The sequence below is a fragment of the Gordonia sp. DT219 genome, from assembly GCF_049847065.1.
In the GTDB taxonomy this organism is placed as follows: domain Bacteria; phylum Actinomycetota; class Actinomycetes; order Mycobacteriales; family Mycobacteriaceae; genus Gordonia.
This window is the reverse complement of record NZ_JBNCNR010000003.1, coordinates 351,744-371,827: the sequence shown is the minus strand read 5'-3', so window position 1 is coordinate 371,827 and position 20,084 is coordinate 351,744. Positions and strand designations below refer to the sequence as shown.

At 65.7% G+C, this 20,084-nt stretch carries 19 protein-coding genes, 1 tRNA gene and 1 pseudogene; 8 read left to right on the top strand and 13 right to left on the bottom strand.

Annotated features, from left to right (window positions below; all coding sequences use genetic code 11):
- Window positions 1–3 precede the first annotated feature (3 nt).
- From ACPXB3_RS07390 to ACPXB3_RS07370, 5 genes are all read left to right on the top strand, one after another.
- Complete coding sequence (locus ACPXB3_RS07390; protein WP_425727234.1) at window positions 4–1,962, top strand: YhgE/Pip family protein; 1,959 nt, start codon at window positions 4–6, stop codon at window positions 1,960–1,962.
- Between the two features lie 86 nt (window positions 1,963–2,048).
- Window positions 2,049–3,458: a glutamate decarboxylase gene (locus ACPXB3_RS07385; RefSeq protein ID WP_425727232.1), complete on the top strand. Its 1,410-nt coding sequence runs from the start codon at window positions 2,049–2,051 to the stop codon at window positions 3,456–3,458.
- A 92-nt stretch (window positions 3,459–3,550) separates the two neighbouring features.
- Window positions 3,551–4,240, top strand: a complete 690-nt coding sequence (locus ACPXB3_RS07380) for a hypothetical protein (protein WP_425727229.1) — start codon at window positions 3,551–3,553, stop codon at window positions 4,238–4,240.
- 6 nt (window positions 4,241–4,246) lie between these two features.
- Window positions 4,247–5,314, top strand: coding sequence for a helix-turn-helix domain-containing protein (locus ACPXB3_RS07375; RefSeq protein ID WP_425727227.1), 1,068 nt, complete (start codon window positions 4,247–4,249; stop codon window positions 5,312–5,314).
- Entirely contained in the window at window positions 5,311–6,390 is a 1,080-nt protein-coding gene (locus tag ACPXB3_RS07370) for a helix-turn-helix domain-containing protein (RefSeq protein WP_425727226.1), read from the top strand. The genes ACPXB3_RS07375 and ACPXB3_RS07370 overlap by 4 nt, the downstream gene beginning before the upstream one ends.
- Window positions 6,391–6,484: 94 nt before the next feature.
- On the opposite strand, the pseudogene ACPXB3_RS07365 reads toward ACPXB3_RS07370, so the two are convergent.
- A pseudogene (locus tag ACPXB3_RS07365) lies at window positions 6,485–6,844 on the bottom strand (HNH endonuclease); the annotation flags it as partial.
- A 235-nt stretch (window positions 6,845–7,079) separates the two neighbouring features.
- On the opposite strand from ACPXB3_RS07365, the gene ACPXB3_RS07360 reads away from it, so the two are divergent.
- Entirely contained in the window at window positions 7,080–8,435 is a 1,356-nt protein-coding gene (locus tag ACPXB3_RS07360) for a dipeptidase (protein ID WP_425727224.1), read from the top strand.
- Between the two features lie 32 nt (window positions 8,436–8,467).
- On the opposite strand, the gene ACPXB3_RS07355 is transcribed toward ACPXB3_RS07360, so the two are convergent.
- The gene (locus ACPXB3_RS07355; RefSeq protein WP_425727222.1) at window positions 8,468–8,893 is read right to left on the bottom strand and encodes a DUF7144 family membrane protein; all 426 of its coding nucleotides are present in this window, start codon (window positions 8,891–8,893) and stop codon (window positions 8,468–8,470) included.
- Window positions 8,894–9,071: 178 nt separating this feature from the next.
- Here ACPXB3_RS07355 and ACPXB3_RS07350 point away from each other — a divergent pair.
- Window positions 9,072–9,145, top strand: a tRNA-Pro gene (locus ACPXB3_RS07350).
- Window positions 9,146–9,455: 310 nt separating this feature from the next.
- Here ACPXB3_RS07350 and ACPXB3_RS07345 read toward each other — a convergent pair.
- Complete coding sequence (locus tag ACPXB3_RS07345; RefSeq protein ID WP_425727220.1) at window positions 9,456–9,914, bottom strand: MarR family winged helix-turn-helix transcriptional regulator; 459 nt, start codon at window positions 9,912–9,914, stop codon at window positions 9,456–9,458.
- Between the two features lie 57 nt (window positions 9,915–9,971).
- On the opposite strand from ACPXB3_RS07345, the gene ACPXB3_RS07340 reads away from it, so the two are divergent.
- Window positions 9,972–10,325, top strand: coding sequence for a hypothetical protein (locus ACPXB3_RS07340; protein ID WP_425727218.1), 354 nt, complete (start codon window positions 9,972–9,974; stop codon window positions 10,323–10,325).
- Window positions 10,326–10,422: 97 nt separating this feature from the next.
- Here the strand turns inward: ACPXB3_RS07340 and ACPXB3_RS07335 are convergent, their stop codons facing one another.
- The 10 genes from ACPXB3_RS07335 to ACPXB3_RS07290 all read right to left on the bottom strand — a co-directional run bounded on the left by ACPXB3_RS07335 (window position 10,423) and on the right by ACPXB3_RS07290 (window position 20,034).
- A complete protein-coding gene (locus ACPXB3_RS07335; RefSeq protein WP_425727216.1) occupies window positions 10,423–11,775 on the bottom strand; it encodes a dipeptidase in 1,353 nt (450 codons plus the stop codon).
- Window positions 11,768–13,408 carry an MFS transporter gene (locus tag ACPXB3_RS07330; protein WP_425704372.1) on the bottom strand — a complete coding sequence of 547 codons (1,641 nt, stop codon included), beginning with the start codon at window positions 13,406–13,408 and terminating at the stop codon, window positions 11,768–11,770. The genes ACPXB3_RS07335 and ACPXB3_RS07330 overlap by 8 nt, the downstream gene beginning before the upstream one ends.
- Window positions 13,405–13,809: a hypothetical protein gene (locus tag ACPXB3_RS07325; protein WP_425704371.1), complete on the bottom strand. Its 405-nt coding sequence runs from the start codon at window positions 13,807–13,809 to the stop codon at window positions 13,405–13,407. Before ACPXB3_RS07325 ends, ACPXB3_RS07330 begins: the two co-directional genes overlap by 4 nt.
- Entirely contained in the window at window positions 13,806–15,302 is a 1,497-nt protein-coding gene (locus ACPXB3_RS07320; RefSeq protein WP_425704370.1) for an APC family permease, read from the bottom strand. The genes ACPXB3_RS07325 and ACPXB3_RS07320 overlap by 4 nt, the downstream gene beginning before the upstream one ends.
- A gap of 156 nt (window positions 15,303–15,458) precedes the next feature.
- A complete protein-coding gene (locus ACPXB3_RS07315; RefSeq protein WP_425704369.1) occupies window positions 15,459–16,316 on the bottom strand; it encodes an alkyl sulfatase dimerization domain-containing protein in 858 nt (285 codons plus the stop codon).
- 1 nt (window position 16,317) lies between these two features.
- On the bottom strand, window positions 16,318–16,542 hold the full coding sequence (locus tag ACPXB3_RS07310; RefSeq protein WP_425704368.1) for a hypothetical protein: 225 nt from the start codon (window positions 16,540–16,542) through the stop codon (window positions 16,318–16,320).
- A 49-nt stretch (window positions 16,543–16,591) separates the two neighbouring features.
- Complete coding sequence (locus tag ACPXB3_RS07305) at window positions 16,592–17,305, bottom strand: MBL fold metallo-hydrolase (RefSeq protein WP_425704367.1); 714 nt, start codon at window positions 17,303–17,305, stop codon at window positions 16,592–16,594.
- A gap of 102 nt (window positions 17,306–17,407) precedes the next feature.
- Window positions 17,408–19,036 (bottom strand): SulP family inorganic anion transporter, encoded by a 1,629-nt coding sequence (locus tag ACPXB3_RS07300; protein WP_425704454.1) that lies wholly within the window; start codon window positions 19,034–19,036, stop codon window positions 17,408–17,410.
- 74 nt (window positions 19,037–19,110) lie between these two features.
- Window positions 19,111–19,764 carry a GAP family protein gene (locus tag ACPXB3_RS07295; RefSeq protein WP_425704366.1) on the bottom strand — a complete coding sequence of 218 codons (654 nt, stop codon included), beginning with the start codon at window positions 19,762–19,764 and terminating at the stop codon, window positions 19,111–19,113.
- A 45-nt stretch (window positions 19,765–19,809) separates the two neighbouring features.
- On the bottom strand, window positions 19,810–20,034 hold the full coding sequence (locus ACPXB3_RS07290; RefSeq protein ID WP_425704365.1) for a hypothetical protein: 225 nt from the start codon (window positions 20,032–20,034) through the stop codon (window positions 19,810–19,812).
- Window positions 20,035–20,084 lie beyond the last annotated feature (50 nt).

The following is a 20,084-nucleotide window of genomic DNA, read 5'->3' as shown; positions in this document are numbered from 1 at the left end:
GACATGCTTGCCGCAATCTCGCCGGGCAGCGACTTCAAGCGTTACTACCGGGGCCGGATGCCGCGGCTGGCGCTGCTGGTCATCATTCTGATGCCGTTGATGTATGGCGCTCTCTATCTGTGGGCGTTCTGGAATCCGTTCGACGCGGTCAACAAGGTCCCGGTGGCATTGGTGAACTCCGATGGTGGCGCGACCGTGGCGGGTAAGCCGCTCAAGGCCGGCGATCAGGTGGTCAGCGGGTTGGTGGACTCCAAACAACTCGATCTGCACGTCGTGTCCGAGAAAGAAGCCGCCGACGGGGTGAACAGCGGCAAATACTACTTTTCCATCACGCTCCCCGAGGATTTCAGTCAGGCAATCGCCTCGCCCACCGGACCGGATCCGCGGTCGGCGCAACTGATCTTCACCTACAACGATGCGACGAACTATCTGGCCACCGTGATGGGCCAAGATGCTGCCGAACAGGTCGTCAATCAGGTCGGGGCGCAGGTCGGGCAACAGACCTTCGACGTCGTGCTCAACGAGGTGTCCGCACTGATGCCCAAGCTCAAAGAAGTCCAAGCGGGGGTGAATCAGCTCAACACCGGTATGGTGCAGGCGAATTCGGGCTCGCATGAGCTGGCCACCAATCTGGTGACCGCCAAGGACGGTGCCGGGCAGCTCGCCGGCGGCCTCAACACCCTGAACACGGCCGTCGACTCGGCGACCACACCGTTGTTGAATGCGCTCAACGGTGGCGGCGGGATCAGCCCCGCCGAACTCGGGGCGACGGTCAATCGCCTTGCGACGAACACGACCACGGTGACATCGCAACTCAACGCCGCCGCCGGGACGCAATCGGCGGCCTCGCAGGCACTCGGCTCGGTCGCCGCCGCACTGCGTGCCAACCCGGATCCGAACATTCGTGGACTCGCCGCCGCGCTGGGACCGGTGCAGAACTTCGTCAGCACACAGGGTTTGGGCCCGGACGCCGACAATCAACTCACCCAGGTACGAGCCGACGCCAATGTGCTCGCCGGGCAGATGTCCGACCCGCAGAGCCCGTTGCGGACCGCGTTCACCCTGTTCCAGAGTGGACAACTGCGCAGTGACATCGAAGCGGCGCGGTCGGCGGCCGGTGAACTGAGTTCGGGTGCCAACCAATTGAGTTCCGGTCTGGTGCAGCTCAGTGACGGCGCCAATCAGCTCGCCGGCGGGACCACACAGCTGACCGCCGGCACCCAGAAGCTGGCGACCGGCGTCAACGAGGGCGTCAAGGCCGTGCCGAGTTGGTCCGATGAGCAGAAGAAGGCGTTGGCCAACACACTGGGGCATCCGGTGGCGCTCAAGCAGGTCACTCTCAACGAGGCGAAGACCTTCGGGACCGGATTCACGCCCTTCTTCTTCGGTCTCGCCCTGTTCGTCGGGTCGATCATCGTCTGGATGTTGTTCAAACCCTTGCAGGCACGTCCCATTGCGCAGGGTCTGAGTTCCTTCCGGGTGGTGCTGGCCTCATATGCCCCGGCGTTCTTTGTCGGCGTATTGCAGGCGGCGATTCTCTACGTCGTCGTCGTGTTCGCGGTGGGGCTGCGTACGACATATCCGTGGGCGACATTTGCTTTCATGCTGCTGATGGTCGCGATGTTCCAGGCGATGATCCAGATGTTCAACGCCGTCTTCGGCACAGCGGTGGGACGCGTGGTGACTTTGGCGTTCCTGATGGTGATGCTGACCTCGGCGGGCGGGATCTATCCGGTGCCCACGACCACCAAACCCTTCCAGTACATCCACTGGGTGGATCCGATGACGTACACGGTCAACGGGCTCCGGCAGTTGACGGTCGGCGGTGTCACTCAGACCTTCTGGATCGCACTGGCCGTGGTGATCGTCCTGACCGCGGTGTTCCTGGCGATATCGACCCTCGCGGCCCGCCGAAACCGGCAGTACACCATGGACCGGCTCTATCCGCCGGTGGAAGTGTAGGAGGTCCGCGGGCGTCTCAGTTCAACTCTCGATCATCCGCATCCGTAAGCCCAGCGCGACAAAGCGTCTGAATCAGGAGCATAAGCATGTCCGATGTCAAGCACACCAATGCGCCCGCCACCACCAACGTCACCGACTCCCTCATCCTGAACCCGGTCTTCGTGCGTCCGGGTGAATCGACCGAGTACCCGAAGTTCACCATCCCCGACGGCATGAGTCTGCCCGAGACGGCCTACCAGATCGTTCACGACGAGGCGATGCTCGACGGGAACGCCCGGCTCAACCTGGCCACCTTCGTCTCGACGTGGATGGATGACGAGGCGCGCAAGCTGTACTCGGAAACCTACGACAAGAACATGATCGACAAGGACGAGTACCCGCAGACCGCAGCCATCGAGGACCGGTGCTGGAAGATCATCGCCGATCTGTGGCACGTGCCCGACGTCGACAAGGCGATCGGGACGTCGACGATCGGCTCGTCGGAGGCGGCGATGCTCGGCGGTCTGGCGCTCAAGCGGCATTGGCAGACGCGCCGCAAGGCCGAGGGCAAGTCGATCGAGAAGCCGAACCTGGTGTTGTCCACCGCGGTTCAGGTCTGCTGGGAGAAGTTCCTCAACTACTTCGAGGTGGAGCCGCGGTGGGTGCCGGTGTCCGAGGAGCACTTCGTCTTCGACGGCCACGAACTCGAGAAGTACGTCGACGAGAACACCATCGGTGTGGTCGCCATCGTCGGGGTGACCTACAACGGTCTCTATGAGCCGGTCAAGCAGATCTCCGAGAAGCTCGACGAGATCCAGGAGAAGACCGGCCTCGACGTCAAGATCCACGTCGACGGTGCGTCCGGTGCCATGGTGGCCCCGTTCTGCCAACCCGAACTCGAATGGGACTTCCGCGTGCCGCGGGTCGTGTCGATCAACACCTCCGGCCACAAATACGGCCTGGTCTATCCCGGTCTGGGCTGGATCATCTGGCGGGACACCGAGGCACTGCCGGAAAGCATGGTCTTCCATTGCAGTTACCTCGGCGGCGACATGCCCACCCTGGCATTGAATTTCTCGCGTCCCGGCGCGCAGGTTCTCCTGCAGTACTACAACTTCCTGCGCCTCGGTCGGGACGGCTATCGGATGATCCAGCAGGGATCGATCGATGTGGCGACCTACTTGTCGGCGGGGATCGCCGAGGTGGGACCGTTCGAATTGGTGAGTCGTGGTGACACCATCCCGGTGTTCGCCTGGAAGCTCAAAGACGGATACACCGACAAGTGGAATCTCTATGACCTGTCGGATCGACTGCGGCTCAAGGGCTGGCTGGTGCCGGCCTACCCGATGGCCGACGGACTCGCCGACTGGACTCTGCAGCGCGTGGTCGTGCGCGCCGGTCTGAGTCATGACCTGGCCTCGGCCCTGCTGGCCGACCTCAAGAGCGAGGTGGCCTTCCTCGACGCTCTCGAGACGCCGATGCCGCGCGAGGGCACCGGTTCGCACTTCCACCACTGACCTCCTCGTCGAGGTGGCCGGTCGGTAACCCACTCGGGTTGCCGGCCGGCCTTGCGACACCCGGGTATCGGATCGATGACAGGACTGGAGAATTGACCTCAGCAGCGGCCGGCCCTACGACCGGAACCCCGGCGATCTCGCCGTTCCGGCGACTCGTGCTCATCCCGACACCGACCAAGCAATGCTGCGGATTCATGATCGGATCCGCGCTGTTCGCAGCGGGATCGGCACCGTGGCTGGGAATCTGGATGGGGGCCGCCAACGCGAACATCTGCTACTTTCTCGGCGCGTGGTTCTTCACCGGTGCGGCCCTGATCCAACTACTCACCAGCGGCGCGGTCACCGTGCCGGTGGAGTATGCCCCCGGGCAGATGCTCCGCGCGCAATGGCTCGCCGCGTCCACCCAGTTCTTCGGGACGCTGCTCTTCAACGTCAGCACCACCGCGGCGCTCACCGCGCACACGACGTCGGCGGATGACCATCTCGTCTGGAAGCCGGATGCGGGCGGCTCCGTCGCCTTCCTGATCAGCGGAATCTTTGTGCTGGTGGACTATTTCCATGGGCACCGCCGCTGGAATCCCACGGATGCCGGATGGTGGTCCGGACTGATCAACCTGCTCGGATGTATCGCCTTCGGTGTGTCCGCGGTCGGCGCGTACGTCATGCCCGACGGTGCCTCCGTCGACAACATGCTCGCCAACACCTGCACCTTCATCGGCGCGGTGTGCTTCTTCGTCTCGTCGTTGATCGTGCTGCCGCAGTGGCGCAGCGCGGGTCGGTGAATCGTGATGGAGCGTGACACCGTGGGCAGGGGCTTACCTCCCGAACTCGTGCGCTCGTGGTTGGCGCGAATCGGTGCCGACGATCCGTTGGGGGCCAATCCGACTCGATACATCCGCCGCAGTGGCCGGCAGGGACTGGCCAATTACATTCCGGCACTTGCGATCACCACCGATGAGCCGGATGCGTTCGATGAGATCGCCTTCTGGCGGCCGTTGACGGAGATGCTCGTGTACGCCCTGATCCGGACGCCGTGCACGATGTCGCGGACACCGTCGATCATCGAGGAGCATCCGTCGCGACATGTTGTGGTCGGCACCCAGTCGATGCCGGGCGATGGCGTGTTCACCCAGGGTGGCCACACGTATTCCTACCGGGCGCCCGCGTGTTTGGTGGTCTTCGACAACAACGTGCCGTTCCAACAGACATCGCGGGAGGTGGCCGATCTCGCGGGTATCTGGATCCCGAACGAGTTGTTGGGCAGCGAGTTCGCCGATCGCCGGATCACACCTGTGTGCGCGTCGACCCCGCTGGCCCGCGCGGCCTCGGCCTTCATCCGCAACTTCGCCCTGGACGTGGCCGCCCGGGGCGCCGACGTCGATCCCGACACCGAACTCGCCGCCATCGACCTGGTTCGGGCGATTCTCACCCAGGGGCAGCCCGATCGCGCACATGACCGGGCCCTCAACGATCCCGGATACGTCCGCGAGGCCACGCGATCCCTCATCGACCACAACTTCCGGGATCCGGAGTTCACGGCCGAGTCGATCGCGCGGATACTGCACATGAGTCGGCGCCACCTGTACCGGTATTTCCGCGATACCGACGCCACACCTGCCACGATGATCGCGACGCGCCGGCTCGAACGGGCCCGTGAACTGCTGATCCACCGCGAGAATGCCGGCCTGGATTCGATCGCCCTGGCGTGTGGATTCACGTCGGCGGCCACGCTGCGCAACCGATTTCGTGCCGAATATGCGATGACCCCCAATGAGTTTCGCCGCCACGCCGCCGGTGACCGAATGTCGCGGACGGGCGGGGTCGACGAGCAACTCGACGATCGGGGTCGCCGATGATCCCGCGCGGGGTGCGGGGCGGCCTCGACCCGCAACTGGTGAATCGGTGGCGCCGGGGGATCGGGGTGAACGCCGACGGCGATTCGGCGGCCGCGGCGGTGCATCTGCGCGGCCGGGCCGGGGTGGCGGCCCATCCATGCGCCACCGTGGTCACCGCGCGCCCGGAGACGTTCGAGTGTGTGCTCTACTCGCGGAAATTGACCCATCTGACCACGCGGTGTGATCTGTACCCGCCGAGTGAGCTCCGGTGGCCCCACCGGCCCGGCGCCGAGAAGCCGCCGCACGTCTACGTCTTTCTCACCGGACTACCCGGCCGGTTCGTCGTCCGCAGTGGGCACGAACAGCGTGTGTACGAGCCGGGCGAGCTTGTCATCGTGTCCTCTGCGCAGCCGTTGTCCGTCGCCTTTTCCGCTCCTGCCGATCCCACCGGCTTCGTGATCGGACTCGACGTTCTCGGTGGTGACCGGTTTTCGCGGGGCGGGCTCGTCGTCCCGCAGTCGCTGTTGAGTCGGGCCGCTTCCCATTTCGTCCGGGGACTCGCGCATGCCGCCGCGGCACATCAGGACCCGATCGGCCCCGATGTCGAACAGGCGGCGATCGAGCTGGTGCGGGCCGTCGTCGCCTGTGAGGGCAGCGAGCTGAACAGGGTGCGCGATGACTCGGTGATGGTGCGTGCGGCCGCCGCGGACTTGATCGAGAGTCGTTGCACCGACCCAGAATTCGGTGTTGCCGACATCGCACGTGAGCTGCGCATCAGCCGGCGGCACCTCTATCGTCACTTCGCGGGTTCGTCGCAATCGCTGTCGGACCTGATCTCGGTGCGACGCATGGTCATCGCTCGTGAGTTGCTCGACGCACAGGAGTCACACACACTCGGCGAGGTCGCTTCGGCCAGCGGTTTCGGCACGGTCGCAACGTTGCGGAGCCACTTCCGAGCGACCCACGACATGACCCCGACCGAATATCAGCGGCAGTCGGCCATCGATGACCGCACCGAGGCGCCGCCATCGGCGCGCTCGCCCGCACGACCGGTGCTCGATCCGGTGGCCGACGAGTCCCAGGCCGGGGCCCTATGAAATTCTCAACGAACAGTTGCGGTCCCGGCAGGCCGGGGTGCGGGGGTCGGAAAGTCAGTGTGAGCAAGCCTGTTTCAGGCGAGCACTGTCAGTCCGCGTCGGCGTGCTCCGACGAGATCGAACCGTCGGCCGCGTGGCGCAGGAGTGGGTCGATGTCGGTGGCGGCGCCGATGCGCACGAACCGTGCGGCTACGGCGGGTGCGCACCCCATCACCGTCAGCAGTTCCCGCAACCGGCGGCCGTGGCCATCGGCGACACCGAGGCGATCGAGGTCACCGGTGAACGCGGCTGCATGATGGTCGGCGAGATTGCGGATCAGCAGAATCTGTTGCATCGCGGCGTGTGCTTGCGGCCCGCTCATGTCGGGGTTGGTGCGGAGTTCGGTGAGCTGGTCGACAATGCCGGCCAGAATTGCTGCGGTATCGGTGCTTTCGATGGTGTCGTCGGCGATCATGGTGCCCCCCTTGGCGATCGATGCGATGTGCCCATCCTACACGCACGCACGGACTATGGGGCGCGGTCTTGTCACATCAGTGCATCGAATGACACTTGTGGACAGCATGTTTCGAGGTCTGGCGGGGTGCCCGTTTCTGTCGGTGGCGTGTGGCAGCGCCCGAGTGCGGTGGGTTCCTGCAGCAATGGTCTCGTCATGGCAGATGCTGCGACAGCTGACGAAGGAGGCGACCGGCGTGACCGAGGACGCGATGAGGACGCGGGTACGGGAACTGATGCCCAGGGCGCGTGCGGATCTGGCGGAGATGGTGGCCTTCGAATCCGTCTACGACCCGACGCAACCCGCTCCGCCCGACTGTGCACGGATGGTCGAATGGCTGGAGAAGGCATTCACCGAGGCCGGGGTGTCGGACGTGCGGTCGCACGTCACCGCCGACGGATCGCAGGCGGTCACCGGCCATGTTCCGGGGCCGCCGGACGCGCCCACGGTGCTGCTCTATTTCCACCATGACGTGCAGCCGCCACTCGACGCCGATGCCTGGGAGTCACCCGCGTGGACCTTCACCGAGCGTGACGGCCGCTGGTACGGGCGTGGTGCCGCGGACTGCAAGGGCAACATCGCCGTGCATCTGACCGCGCTGCGCGCCATCGGGGATGAGCTCGGCGTCAACGTCAAGATCGTCGGCGAAGGGTCGGAGGAGCAGGGGTCGGGCGGTATCGAGGACTTCGTCCCGAAGAACACCGAGCTGCTGCGTGCCGACGCCATCCTCATCCTCGATTCGGGCAACATCGAGGTGGGGCGGCCCACCCTCACCACCAGTTTGCGCGGTATCGCCAACGTGGTCGTCAGCGTCGAAACCCTCGCCTCGGCAATGCATTCCGGAATGTTCGGGGGAGCGGCACCGGACGCGTTGGCAGCCCTGATCGCGATGCTGGCAACACTGCGCGACGATGCAGGCAACACCACGATTCGCGGCCTCGACTCCGAGCAGTCGTGGTCCGGTATCGACTATCCACAAGATCAATTCCGCACGGATGCCACCGTTCTCGATGGTGTCGACACGATCGGATCGGGCTCGATCGCCGAGATGGTGTGGGCGCGCCCGGCGGCCACCGTGCTGGGCATCGACTGCCCGCCGGTCGTCGGCTCGTCGGCGTCGGTGGTGCCCAGTGCGCGGGCCCGGATCAATCTGCGGGTGCCGCCGGGTATGGACGCGAAGGCCGCGCAGGATGCCTTGATCGCGCATCTGCACGATGTCGCACCCTGGCATGTGCGGGTCTCGGTGGAGCGGGAGGCGATCGGCGCCCCGTTCTCCGGTTCCACCGAAGGCCCTGCGTTCGAGGCGATCTCATCGGCGATGAGCTCGGCCTACGGCACCGAGGTGGTGCAGCAGGGCCAGGGTGGATCGATCCCGCTGTGCACGGTGCTGCAGGAGACCTTTCCCGAAGCCGAGATCATGCTCTTCGGCGTCGAGGAACCGCGCTGCCTGATCCACGCGCCCAACGAGAGTGTGGACCCGACCGAGATCGAGCACCTCGCCCTGGCCGAGGCCCTGTTCCTGCGTGACTATGCCTCGGCCCGTCGTCGTTGATCGGCTATTCGGCCCAGGCTATTCGGACCCGACTACTCCGCCAGGGCGTTCGGCTTCCACGAGGCGACGGCCCAGATGACGATGACGTCGATCGCGATGATCAGGATCGCCCACGCCGGGTAGTAGGGCAGCCACAGGAATTGCGTGATGATCGACAGCGCCGCAATGATGATCGCCGCCACGCGCGCCCAGTCGGCGGCGACCACGAGACCGCCGGCGATGATGACCGCGAGGATTCCGATGATGAGGTGGATCCAGCCCCACGAGGTGAGATCGAGTTTGAACACGTAATCGTCGTTCAGGACGAGCAGCGTGTCCTTGTTCAAGGCGGAGATGCCGGCCAAGATCGAGATGACGCCGGCGACGAACAACAGGGCGGCCGCCACGATGGAGATGCCGAATACGAAGCCGCGCTTGACGGGGGAGCCCGCCGCTGCGCCATCGAATGAGTTGCCCATGGTGCCGGTCCTTCCGGGGAGTGAATGTGGTGCGGACAACACTACTGACAAGCTGAGACAAACCTGAGAGAAACGGTCAGGACGGCATCATTTTGCTCGTCGTGGGCCGATCGATCCGAGTCGACCAGGGGATTTAGTGCCGCGACCGCATCGGGGGTAAGCTATCGCAGGTTGCACACGGGGTGTGGCGCAGCTTGGTAGCGCGCTTCGTTCGGGACGAAGAGGTCGTGGGTTCGAATCCCGCCACCCCGACTCGTTGGTTGAGACGACAGCAGGGCGCTGACCTGGAGGATTCCGGGTCAGCGCCTTACTTGTATCCGCAGGCGAACAACCGGGACAAAGGCCAGATACGTTCGGCTGACTCGGTCGACCTCGTAACGCCACCGGATCGGGCGGCCGACGCGCGCCCATTCTCAGTCATTCTGGAAGTAGCATTCGGGCAAAACGCCAGGTCGCAGGCGTTCAAGTACTTCGGAAATGACTGAAAACCGGCGAGCCTGCTGTCGGTCTTCGAGAATATGCCGCGTTCGGCCTCCTCGACGAGCACACCGCCGATCGTTGGCTAGAGCTCGTTCCGTATGCGGGTAGGCATGCCGTCGTCGCCGACGAAAGCGGCGATACCCGCTGCCAACGACTCATGTGCAGCGCCACCGATGAGGGACAGCAGGCCTGCGTCGAGGGCATGCACGCGCTGAACGCATTCTTCGAGGACGGCCCGCCCGGTCTCGGTCAGGGCCACCTGGTGGACGCGACGGTCATCCCCGTCGCGCGTCCGGGTGACTGCTTCCATCTCGATGAGTCGGTCGATCAGTCCGACGACGAGGCTGGGGGCAACACCGAGCGAATCGGCGATCTCGCGCTGAGAGCACGTCCCGCGCGCGGCGATCACGGAGAGCGTGCCGACATGTTTGTGGCCCACCCCTACTTCTTCGACCCGGCCGGCGAACGCCAGGGTCACCTGTGCGCCGACGAGGCCCAGTCGAAAACTGAGCGAATCGAGAACACCTCTGGTGTCATCCATGATCCCACGACAGCATCAAGACTGAATCATTCAGAACTGAACGATACGGAGTCTGTCATGCCAGCCTTGATCGTTGTCGGCAACGTGCTCGCCGCGTTGGCCTCCGCCGGATTCGCCATGGTCGCCCTGACTGCGCCTGCGCGGCTCACCGGCGGCGAGGTGACCGCGTCGGTTCGGTACTACTCGCAGATGTTCGCCGCTCGGTCGCTGCCGATTGCGGCGGCGGTCGTCGTCGCGATGGCCGTGAACCCGAACACGGCTGCGGTGATCGTGATCCTGGCCGTTGCCGGAGTCTCACAGGTCGGTGACGTCGTGATCGGAATCGCGACGAAGACGGCGGGAATGGTTGCCGGCGCAGGCATCTGCGCGCTGATCCACCTCGTCTCGGTGGTTCATCTCGCGGTCACGTAGGCATCACGAGTCGGCGGTACCCTCCCTGTCGTCGACGAACGACCACTGCCCGTCGTGCTCGACTTCCATCCGCCGGCCCAGTTCGGCGTTGTCGGCCTCAGCGGCGTCGCATGCCGTAGTTCTGGAGGAACAGGGCTTCGGCGGTCGCCATGTTTTCGATCTCCGTCGGGTCGACGCTCTCGTTGGGAGCGTGGATCAGGCACCGCGGTTCCTCGACACCCAGCAGCATGATCTCGGCGTCGGGAAATGTGTCGGCGAACACCGTGCAGAGCGGGATCGAACCACCTTGCCCCATCAGCACGACATCGGTGCCGTACGACTGCTGCATGGCGTCGACGAGGGTGTCGTAGGCCGTTCCCGTGGTGGCGCCGGTGAACGGGGCGCCGTCGGCCTCGGGTTCGACCGATACGCGCGCGTGCCACGGCGCAACGGCGAGTAGGTGGTCGGTGAGGGCCTGTCGGGCGTGTGCGGCGTCCATGCCCGGAGGTACGCGCAGATTGATCCGGGCACGCGCACGGGGTTGGATCGCGGCCGACGACCCGACCACCGGTGGGCAGTCGATACCGAGAACCGTGGCGGCGGGCCGGGCCCACACCATGTCCGACACGCGCCCGGAGCCCAGCAGGTCGACACCGTCGAGGACCATGGCGTCGGCACGAAACGCATCGACCGGATAGTCCACGCCCGGCCACTGCGCCGAGGATTCCAACCCGGTGATCGTGGTGTTGCCGTCGGCGTCCCGGAGGCTGGCGAGCATGGCGATCAGTGCGGCGAGCGCGTCGGGTGCGGCACCGCCGAACATTCCCGAGTGCATGGCCGATCCGAGTGTCTCGACCGTCACCACGACGTTCGCGAGTCCGCGCAGGCTGGTGGTGAGCGCCGGCGTCCCGACCGCGAAATTGCCTGCGTCGCAGACGAGTATCGCATCGGCGCGCAGGAGATCGGGGTTCTTGGGGACGAAGTCCTCGAGTCCGCCGGTGCCCTGTTCCTCCGAGCCTTCGCCGATGATCGTGACGTTCACGGGGATTCGGCCGTCCAGGGCGCGCAGCGCGGTGAGGTGCATCGCGATGTTGCCCTTGCAGTCTGCGGCACCGCGGCCATACCAGCGACCGCCGCGCTCGGTGAGTTCCCAGACCGGAGAGTTCCATTCGTCGTCGCCGAGCGGGGGCTGGACATCATGGTGGAAGTACAGGAGGACCGTCGGCGCGTCGTCCGGGCCGGCCAGGTGCCCGATGACAGCCTTGCTCCCGTCGGCGGTCTCGTGGGCGGCGACGTCGTCGAAGCCCAACGCCGAGAAGGACTCTTGTAGCCAGTCGACCATCTTCTCGCACTCCTCGGGCGGTGACTGCGCCGGATCGTGCACCGATCGAAATGCGACCATCTCCCGGAGGTCGCTCTCGGCTTGGGGCATCTGGGACCGAACCCGGTCCGCCAACGTCTGTTCACTCATCGTCGCTCCTCGCTTGTGGTGTCATCGGCTGTTGCGTCGCTGGTTGCCGTGTCGTCGGATGGCGTGGCGTGTCGTCGGATGGCGTGGCGTGGCCGTCGACGCCGGAGCGGTGGGGGCGGGGCCAGACGAACGCCACGACGACCGTGGCCGCCGCGAGTACGAGGGTCGTCGTCAGCATGGCGAGCCCCAGACCGCGGGAGAAGGCGTCGACGGCGGTGTCGGACACCGTCTTCTGCAACGCCGCGGGCAGGCGTGCGAGGGCATCGGTGAACGAACTCGAGTTCACCAGCGCCGCATGGGCTTGGTCCACCTCGTCGGGCGTCATACCCGACGTTGCGACCGCGTGGTGGGAGTCGGCGATCGTCAGCCCCCGGGTGATCGCGGTCAGCAATGCCACCCCCAGGGCGCCACCGACCATGCTCGACATCTTGAAGACCCCGGCGGCGGTCCCCGCCAAACTCTCCGGAACCTCACCGACGGCCGTGTTGGAGACCGGTGTGGACAGCAGGCCCAGTCCGCAGCCGATCACCACGAGCGCGGCGATCGGGAGCCACAACGACGAATCGGCGTGCAGCGGAGAGATGATCGCGAATCCGACGGCGAGGACGAGCATGCCGAGCACCACCGGCAGCCGGCCACCGCGCCCGCTGTCCAGGCGGCCGCCGAGCGGGATCAGCGCAAAGATCCCGACGATGGCGGGCAGCATCAACAGGCCCGCGGTGACCGCACTGAAGCCACGCGCGTTCTGCAACCACAGCACCAGCAGATAACTCAGCCCGGCATACCCGAGATTCATCATCGAATTCGCGATCAGGGCGCCGTCGTAGGAACGGATCCGGAACAACGAGAGATCGACCAGTGGTGCGGTGATGCGGTTCTCGATGATCACCCAGATGCCGGCGAGCAGCACCGCCGCCACGAACAGGCCGATGACGAGCGGATCGGACCATCCGGCGGTGGGCCCGTCGGTCAGGGCATAGAGCAACGCGAACACGGCCAGCCCGATCGTTGCCAGGCCGAACCAGTCGACGCGGCGGCTTGCGGACGAATCGCCGATCTCCGGTGTCACCGCCCGGATCGTGAACAACGCGGCGGCCGCGAGAGGAATATTGATCCAGAAGAGCCAGGGCCACCCCAGCCCATCGGTGATGACCCCGCCGATGGCCGGCGCCAAAGCCTGGCCACCCCATGCCACCGCCTGCCAGATGCCGAAGGCGCTCAGCTGGGTGCGGCCGGAGAACTGGGCGGGGATGAGAGCGAGGGTGGCCGGAAGGATCAGTGCCGCACCGATTCCCATCAGCGCGCGACCGGTGATCAACACACCCACCGACGACGCGAGCGCAGATACTACGGAGGAGCAGGCGAAGACCACGATGCCGGTCTGCAGGACCCGGCGTTGACCGAACAGGTCGCCGAACTTGCCCGACGCCACGACGAGCGCACCCGCCGTCAGGCTGAACGCGTTGTTCGCCCACTGCAGCCCGTCGAGATCGGCATGCATGTCGTCGGCGATGGTGGGGGTGGCCACGCCGAAGTCGGCGAATGCCAACCACACCAATCCGGTGGCGGTACAGGTCGCAGCCAATGAGAACCAGCGCCGATTCCCGGCCGCCGGAGCGCCCGGCTCGGTCATGATGCGTAGGTTTGATCGCTGATGAAGCGCTCTACGGTGTCGGCGTGCTCCGGGCAGTAGGTGTCGACGATCAGCCGCAGACCTTGGAAGACATTCTCCTGCAGCAGGATCGGTCGGACGTAGAACTCGCCGCCGACGCCGATCTGGGTCTTGAGGTAGCCGAGCTGTGCTTCGCTGGAGGTGGCCGTGCAGATGATCCCGCCGTCATCGCCGAGTACCTGTGCCACCCGCGGTGCGGACATCGCCGTCCGTAGACCGGCGCGGTGATAGGAGTCGATGAGTTCTTGTGCCTTGTCGAGCGCTTGGTCGTTGTCGCGGCTGTAGTCGTAGCTCGCCACCATCACCACGAGCAGTACGGCGATGACACCGCCGACGATCCAGTAGATGGTCTTGGTGCTCATGCCTTCTGCTCCTCCGGGCGGTTCGCGATCTGCCAGGTGGGTTTTCGCAGGTAGATCAACAGCAGGGGCACGATGGCTCCGAGGAGCAGGATCCCGCCGCCGACGATGCCGACGAAGATCCAGGGACTTCCGCTGCCGAATTGTGACGGGGGCACGAAACCGATGACGATCGCGGCCACCGACGCGATGAATCCGACGGCGCACAACAGCGGCAGCGCCGGTGCCCGGTAGCCGCGGGGGTGGTCCGGGGCGATCTTGCGCAGCCGGTAGGCCGCGATGAACAACCACAGGTACACCAGGAGGTACACGGAGGTGGTGATCGTCATGAAGATCCAGTAGGCGTTGGACACCGCAGGCACGAGCGCGAACAGCAGCGCGAGAACGGTGGTCACCCAGCCCTGGACGACGAGGATGTTCTGCTGCACCCCGACCTTGTTGGTCTTCTGGAAATAGGGCGGCAGATACCCGCCGTCCTTGGCCACCAGCAGCAGGCTCTTGGACGGGCCGGACAACCACGTCATGAAGCCGGCCAGGGACGCGATCACGATGGCGAGCCCGACGATCGGGACCAGCCAGCCGAGGCCGAAGTGGGCGAACACCACGGAGAACGCCTGCATGACACCGGCGGTGAGACTGATCTGCTCGGACGGGACGACCCACGAGATCGCCAGCGGCGGAAGGATCAAGATGACGAGGACGAGCACCACGGACAGCAACATCGACCGCGGGAACTGCCGCCCTGGGTCCTTGAGCTCGGTCACGTGGACCGCGTTCATCTCCATCCCGGAGTATGCACCGAAGTTGCTGACGATCAGGACGATGCTCGCGATGCCGGTCCAGGCGGGGAAGAGGTGGCTGCCGGTCATCGGCGCGGCCGACGGATTGCCTTGCAGCAGATAGACGATCCCGAGGATGACGAGTAGCGCCCCGGGGATCAGCGTGCCCACGAGCACCCCGCTCGATGCGAGTTTGGCGATCACCCCGATGCCGCCGCGCAACGCCAACAGGACTCCGGACCAGTAGACGACGATGATGACGACCGCGGTGAATACGCCGTTGGAGGCGAGTGCCGGATTGATGACGTAGGCGAGGGTGCTCGCCACGAACGAAAGGAGCGTCGGGTAGTAGAAGATCGTCATCGCGAACTGATGCCAGGCCGCCGCGAAGCCCATGTTGGGTGAGATGCCCTCGGTGACCCAGCGATAGACGCCACCAGACCACCCTGATGCCAACTCGGCGGAGACGAGGGCCGTCGGGATCAGGAACACGATCGCCGGCAGGACGTATAAGAAGACGCAGGCGAGTCCGTACACTGCCATGGTCGGAGCGGGCCGCAGGCTGGCGACCGACGACACCGTCATCAATGCCAGTGCGGTCCAGGTGATGTAGCCGCCCGCCGGGCGTGGAGTCGGGGGCGTCGTGGGTGCGTGCCCCGTGGTTGCCGGCCCCGTGGTTGCCTGCGCGACGTCGCGGGTCTCATTGTCGTTGGCCATGAACACTCCTCGGCGAAGCATCTGCGGCAGGCGCTGTGCGGCGCTGGTGCCGGACGGTGACCTGGTGAAAGCGGGGCATCATGGATCATTACCGACCCGGGCCGCCGCAGCATCACCCGCGGCGGGTGAATGCGGCTGGTGCCCGGGCGAATCCCTTCACGGCGTCACGATGGGGAAGCTCGGATCGGCGGTGTCGGGGACAGCGGCCAGGGAATCGAATTCCGCAGCGTCCCCGTCGATCTCGACGGCACCGGACTCGGCGATCTGACGCGCCGATGCCGGCTTCAGCAGGAGCCCGGTGAGTGCGATTTTCGGCCCGGTTGCGGTGACCCTGGCATTCGCCGCGGGTCCGCGCCGGGCATTGAGGACACCGCGGGCCACCCACATCGTCCATCGTTGATCGGTGTCGGTGAACGACAACTCGATGCGGATGTCCGCGTCGGCGGCCTTGGTTCCGTCGATCTGCACCGAGACGAAGTCGAAGAGGATGTCGATGGGCATCCCGAGGATCGTGTCGCGGCTGGCCGTGGTGAACGGAGCGGGCAGTGGCCCTTCACGCAGTTCTTTTGCGGCGGTGAGGAATATACCGCGCCACTGTGGGCCCTCGGACTGATACCCCATCTGCTCATAGGCGTCGGCCTGTAGTTCCCGCGCGTCGGTGTTGTCGGGATCGGCGAAGACCAGTTTGTGCAGGATCTCGGTCGCCCACCGGTAGTCGCCGGCGGCGACGGCCCGTCGCCCTTCGGCGAGGATCTTCTCGGCGCCGAGGAGTTCGACGTAGCGCTTGGCGGCCTCGACCGGTGGATGCGGGTGGAGGGATACCGGATCGCCGTCCCACATACCCAGTTCCTTGGTGAACACGGCACGGACGTCATGATGCAGGGTGCCGTGATAGCCGCGATTGGCCCAGTTCCGGCGCAGTTCCTCGGGCAGTTCGATGACCTCGGCCGCCTCCAGCGGGGTGTAACCCTTGTTGGCGAGCCGAAGTGATTGATCGTGGATGTATTTGTACACGTCACGCTGCGATTCGAGGAATCCGACGATGTTGTCGTTGCCCCAAGACCGGCCAGGTGTGTGGGCCCCAATGTATTTCGGCCTCGTCGCCCCACCGTTCGAGCGTCTCGTCGAGGTAGCGGGCGAAGTTCCGTGCGTCCCGCGTCCGCGCGCCCCGCAGCGTCTGGATGTTGTGCAGCGAATGATTCGCATTCTCCGCGCAGCTCAGTGTTTTGATGTGAGGCATCCAGATGTGCATCTCCTCGGGTGCCTCGGTGTCCGGGGCGTAGAGGAACTCAAAACTCGATGCCCGCGATCTCGCGGCGCTGACCGGTCTCGGTGACGAGGTCGGTCGGCGAGATATACGACACCGCAGGTCCTTTGGTGCTGGCGACGCCGATACCGCAGCTGATGAGGCCGCGCGGGTCGTGGGGGAGGTGGCTGCCGAATGCGTAACTGGCGCGGCGCGTCATCGCGTTGCCGGCCACGACGTTCTCGCCGATGGCGTATTTGTCGAACTGGTGGCCCGGTGCGATGATCGGAACCTTGCCCGAGGCCACATCGGCCTCGTCGACAACGCCTTTCACGCCGCCGTAATGATCGATATGGGTATGGGTGTAGATGACCGCGACGACGGGTTTGTCGCTGACGTGCTCGCGGATGAGAGCCATGCCCTGCCTTGCCGATTCGACACCGGCCATGCAGTCGATGGCGATCAGGCCGTCCGTGCCCTCGACGATGGTGAGATCGGCGATGTCGTTGTTGCGGACCTGATACAGGCCCTCGGCGACCTTGAACAGGCCACCGCGCGTGATCAACCGGGACTGCCGCCACAGGCTCGGATCGACCGAGTCGGGCGCCGATTCCCGGTCGTCGATGAAATCGAAGTCGTGCGGGTCGAACACCACCGAACCGTCGGCGTCGGCGAGCACGGCGCCGGGCAGTTCGGCGATGAGCCCACGGCTCGCGTCGGTGAAGTCGCGGGTGTCGTCCATCGCGTAATGGGCCACGGCGTCACGGTTGATCTCGGCGGTGATGTCGGTGGGGGGGTTTGGGTTGGGTACACATCTGTTCTTCTCCTTTTCTCGCCCCGGTACCGGGGATGATGCTGATCAAGGGGCGTGGGTTTCGCGCAGCCACCGCTGCGCGTCGGCATACGCGGTGTCGAGTGCGTCGAACACCTCGCCGCCGGCGGGATACAGGTTCTGCGCGCCGATCGTCTCGACGATCCCGGCGCGGGTGAGTCCACGCCGGAATTGCGGCCCGATACCGGCGATCATGAGGCGCCCGCCCCGTTCGTGGAGCAGATCGGTCTTGCGGCGCAGCATCTTCTGCAGTGTCGAGGACGGGACGTCGGGGAGGGTGCGCATGCTGAGGATGAGTACGCATCGGTGGGCGTCGGCCGGGATCGACGGCCACTGCTCCTCGATGCGGGGCACCTCGGCGAACAACGCGACCCCGAAGTCGTGCAGGACCGTGATCTGTTCCGGCGCAAGGGTTGTCGGGACATCGACCACGTGCCAGTGGCCGTCGTCGGTGCGGTCGAGTGCCACGAGCCGCGACGCCCGGGCGGCTTGGACGCAGTAGAGCACCAGCGAGATTGCCGCCCCGCCGAGGATCGCGTCCTGCAGAGGGAGCGCGGTGGTGGCGGCGAAGGTGAGCACCATGGCGACGGCACTGAGTGGTGCGGTGCTGCTGATCAGGATGATGTCGGCGACACGCCCGGTGATGAGTTCGGCCCCGATGACAACGAGGAGCCCACCGATGACCGGCATCGGGATGATCTGGGCGGCGCTTCCGGCGATCAGGATGAGGACGACCAGCCAGATCCCGGCGAAGATGCCGGCCCAACGGGTCTGGGCACCGGCCGAGACGGCCACACCGGTACGCGAGAGAGACCCACCGGTCGGCAACGAGCCGAAGAATCCACCGGCCACGTTCGCGATGCCCTGAGCGGTGAAGTCGCCCGAGGCGTTCGGGCGCGATCCGCCCGGATTGGGTACCGAGCCGGAGATCCCGGCGGCCTGGGCCAGCGCGACGAGCGCGATGGCGAACGCGCCCACCGCGAGATCGGGAAGCCGCGAGACGTCGGGCAGCGTCACCGGCGGGAGTTGACGCTGAATCCGGGAGATGTCGCCGACGGTCTCGACGTCGATGCCGGTGGCCGCCACGACCGTGGTCACCGCCGCGAGAGCGAGCAGCGTCGCCAGCGACGCCACCGGTTTGATGACGCGGAACACCGCCCAGGCGGCCACGGTGGCGGCAGCCACCCCTACCGCGGACCACGACCAACTGCCGATGTGGGCGAATACGTCGACGAACTTCACGAGGGTGTTGTGGGCGTGCGGCGAGTACCCGGTGACGTCCTTGAGGACGCCGCTGACGATCTGTACGGCGATACCGACGGTGAAACCCGTCATCACCGCCCCGGAGACGAAGTTCATCGCCGCCCCGACGCGGAGCAGGCCGAGAACGGCCATGATGACCCCGACGGTGATCGTGAGCATCGCGATGTTCCCGGCATCGTGGGGATCGAGTCCGGCCCCGGCCAGCACACTCTGTGACGACAAGGCGATGGCACTGGTCAGGGTGGTGACCATGAGTACGGTGCGGGCGAATACGGAGCCGACGAGGGTCGAGACCATGCCCGAATACAGTCCGTTGACCGGGTTGAACCCCCCGATGGCGGCATACGCCATACCCTCGGGGATGGAGAAGAGCGCAGTCACGAAGCCCGACAACGCATCTCGCGGCGTCGGCCGCGAGATGGCGGTCGGCCGCCGATATCGTGGTCGCCGGCGGGCGAGGTGACGGGTCAACTCACCGCACCGATTCCCTTGCCGATCAGGACCACGCCGATGACGAGGATCAGCACGGCCATCACGGACTTGTTGTTGGTCTGGAGCCACGCCTTCAGTGCGGCGAGCGGTCCGGCGAGGCGCGCCGCGGCGATCTGGTAACCGACCACCGGGATCACGACGGAGACCGCGGCGATCACCACGAATACGACCACCGCGATCACCTCGTCGGTGACCGACAGGGACGCCGAGCCGACCGCCACCCCGGCCGCCGCACACATCATCAGGTTCTTCGGGTTGATCGCGGCGAGCGCGAAACCGATGCCGACCGCGCTGACCGTGCGCATCTCGTCGATCGCCGACATCCATTTCGGCACCGAACCGTCGGATTCCCGGTGGCGCCATTCGCGGATCCCCTCGGCGAGCAGCAGCACTCCCAGGGCCAGCGTGATCCATCCGGCGGCCGAGCCCGTGGAACCGTTCACCGCGCCGCCGACGAACACGAAGATGACCGTGGCCACGGCGATCCCGGCGACCCAGCCGACGGCGAATCCGATACTCGTGACCCGCGCGTGTGTGCTCAACAGCATCAGGATGACCGCGATGATGGGAATCGGTGAGATCGCGACCCCGACCGCCAACGGGAGCAGACTGCCGATCGTTGCACCCATGTGTGTCTCCTCGTCTTCGTGGATTGTCCTGGTGGCGTGGTGATGTCACCGCTGTGGGTCGGTGGTGACCTCGAGTACCCGCATCCCGAGCTCGGCCAGTTGGACGAGCACCCCGTACAGCTGGGAGTGGTCTCGTACCTCGCCCGTGAGCATGGTGCGATCACCGTGCGTGGTGATCGTCAGCGCGGTCGGGGACGCGGCGGCCGACTCCGGTGCCGGTCCCTCGACCACGATCTCGCAATGCACCACATCTCCCGGTTGCGTCGACACCCTGTGACCCATGGCCGGTACCCCCATGGACCTGCACCACTGATGCACAG

Excerpts from the sequence above, each read along its gene's own strand:
- ACPXB3_RS07325 (WP_425704371.1), bottom strand. The coding sequence starts at position 13,809 with ATGAGCACCAAGACCATCTACTGGATCGTCGGCGGTGTCATCGCCGTA.
- ACPXB3_RS07330 (WP_425704372.1), bottom strand. The coding sequence starts at position 13,408 with ATGACCGAGCCGGGCGCTCCGGCGGCCGGGAATCGGCGCTGGTTCTCA.
- ACPXB3_RS07385 (WP_425727232.1), top strand. The coding sequence starts at position 2,049 with ATGTCCGATGTCAAGCACACCAATGCGCCCGCCACCACCAACGTCACC.
- ACPXB3_RS07345 (WP_425727220.1), bottom strand. The coding sequence starts at position 9,914 with ATGGATGACACCAGAGGTGTTCTCGATTCGCTCAGTTTTCGACTGGGC.
- ACPXB3_RS07295 (WP_425704366.1), bottom strand. The coding sequence starts at position 19,764 with ATGGGTGCAACGATCGGCAGTCTGCTCCCGTTGGCGGTCGGGGTCGCG.
- ACPXB3_RS07310 (WP_425704368.1), bottom strand. The coding sequence starts at position 16,542 with ATGCCTCACATCAAAACACTGAGCTGCGCGGAGAATGCGAATCATTCG.
- ACPXB3_RS07340 (WP_425727218.1), top strand. The coding sequence starts at position 9,972 with ATGCCAGCCTTGATCGTTGTCGGCAACGTGCTCGCCGCGTTGGCCTCC.
- ACPXB3_RS07320 (WP_425704370.1), bottom strand. The coding sequence starts at position 15,302 with ATGGCCAACGACAATGAGACCCGCGACGTCGCGCAGGCAACCACGGGG.
- ACPXB3_RS07355 (WP_425727222.1), bottom strand. The coding sequence starts at position 8,893 with ATGGGCAACTCATTCGATGGCGCAGCGGCGGGCTCCCCCGTCAAGCGC.
- ACPXB3_RS07335 (WP_425727216.1), bottom strand. The coding sequence starts at position 11,775 with ATGAGTGAACAGACGTTGGCGGACCGGGTTCGGTCCCAGATGCCCCAA.
- ACPXB3_RS07370 (WP_425727226.1), top strand. The coding sequence starts at position 5,311 with ATGATCCCGCGCGGGGTGCGGGGCGGCCTCGACCCGCAACTGGTGAAT.
- ACPXB3_RS07375 (WP_425727227.1), top strand. The coding sequence starts at position 4,247 with ATGGAGCGTGACACCGTGGGCAGGGGCTTACCTCCCGAACTCGTGCGC.
- ACPXB3_RS07390 (WP_425727234.1), top strand. The coding sequence starts at position 4 with ATGCTTGCCGCAATCTCGCCGGGCAGCGACTTCAAGCGTTACTACCGG.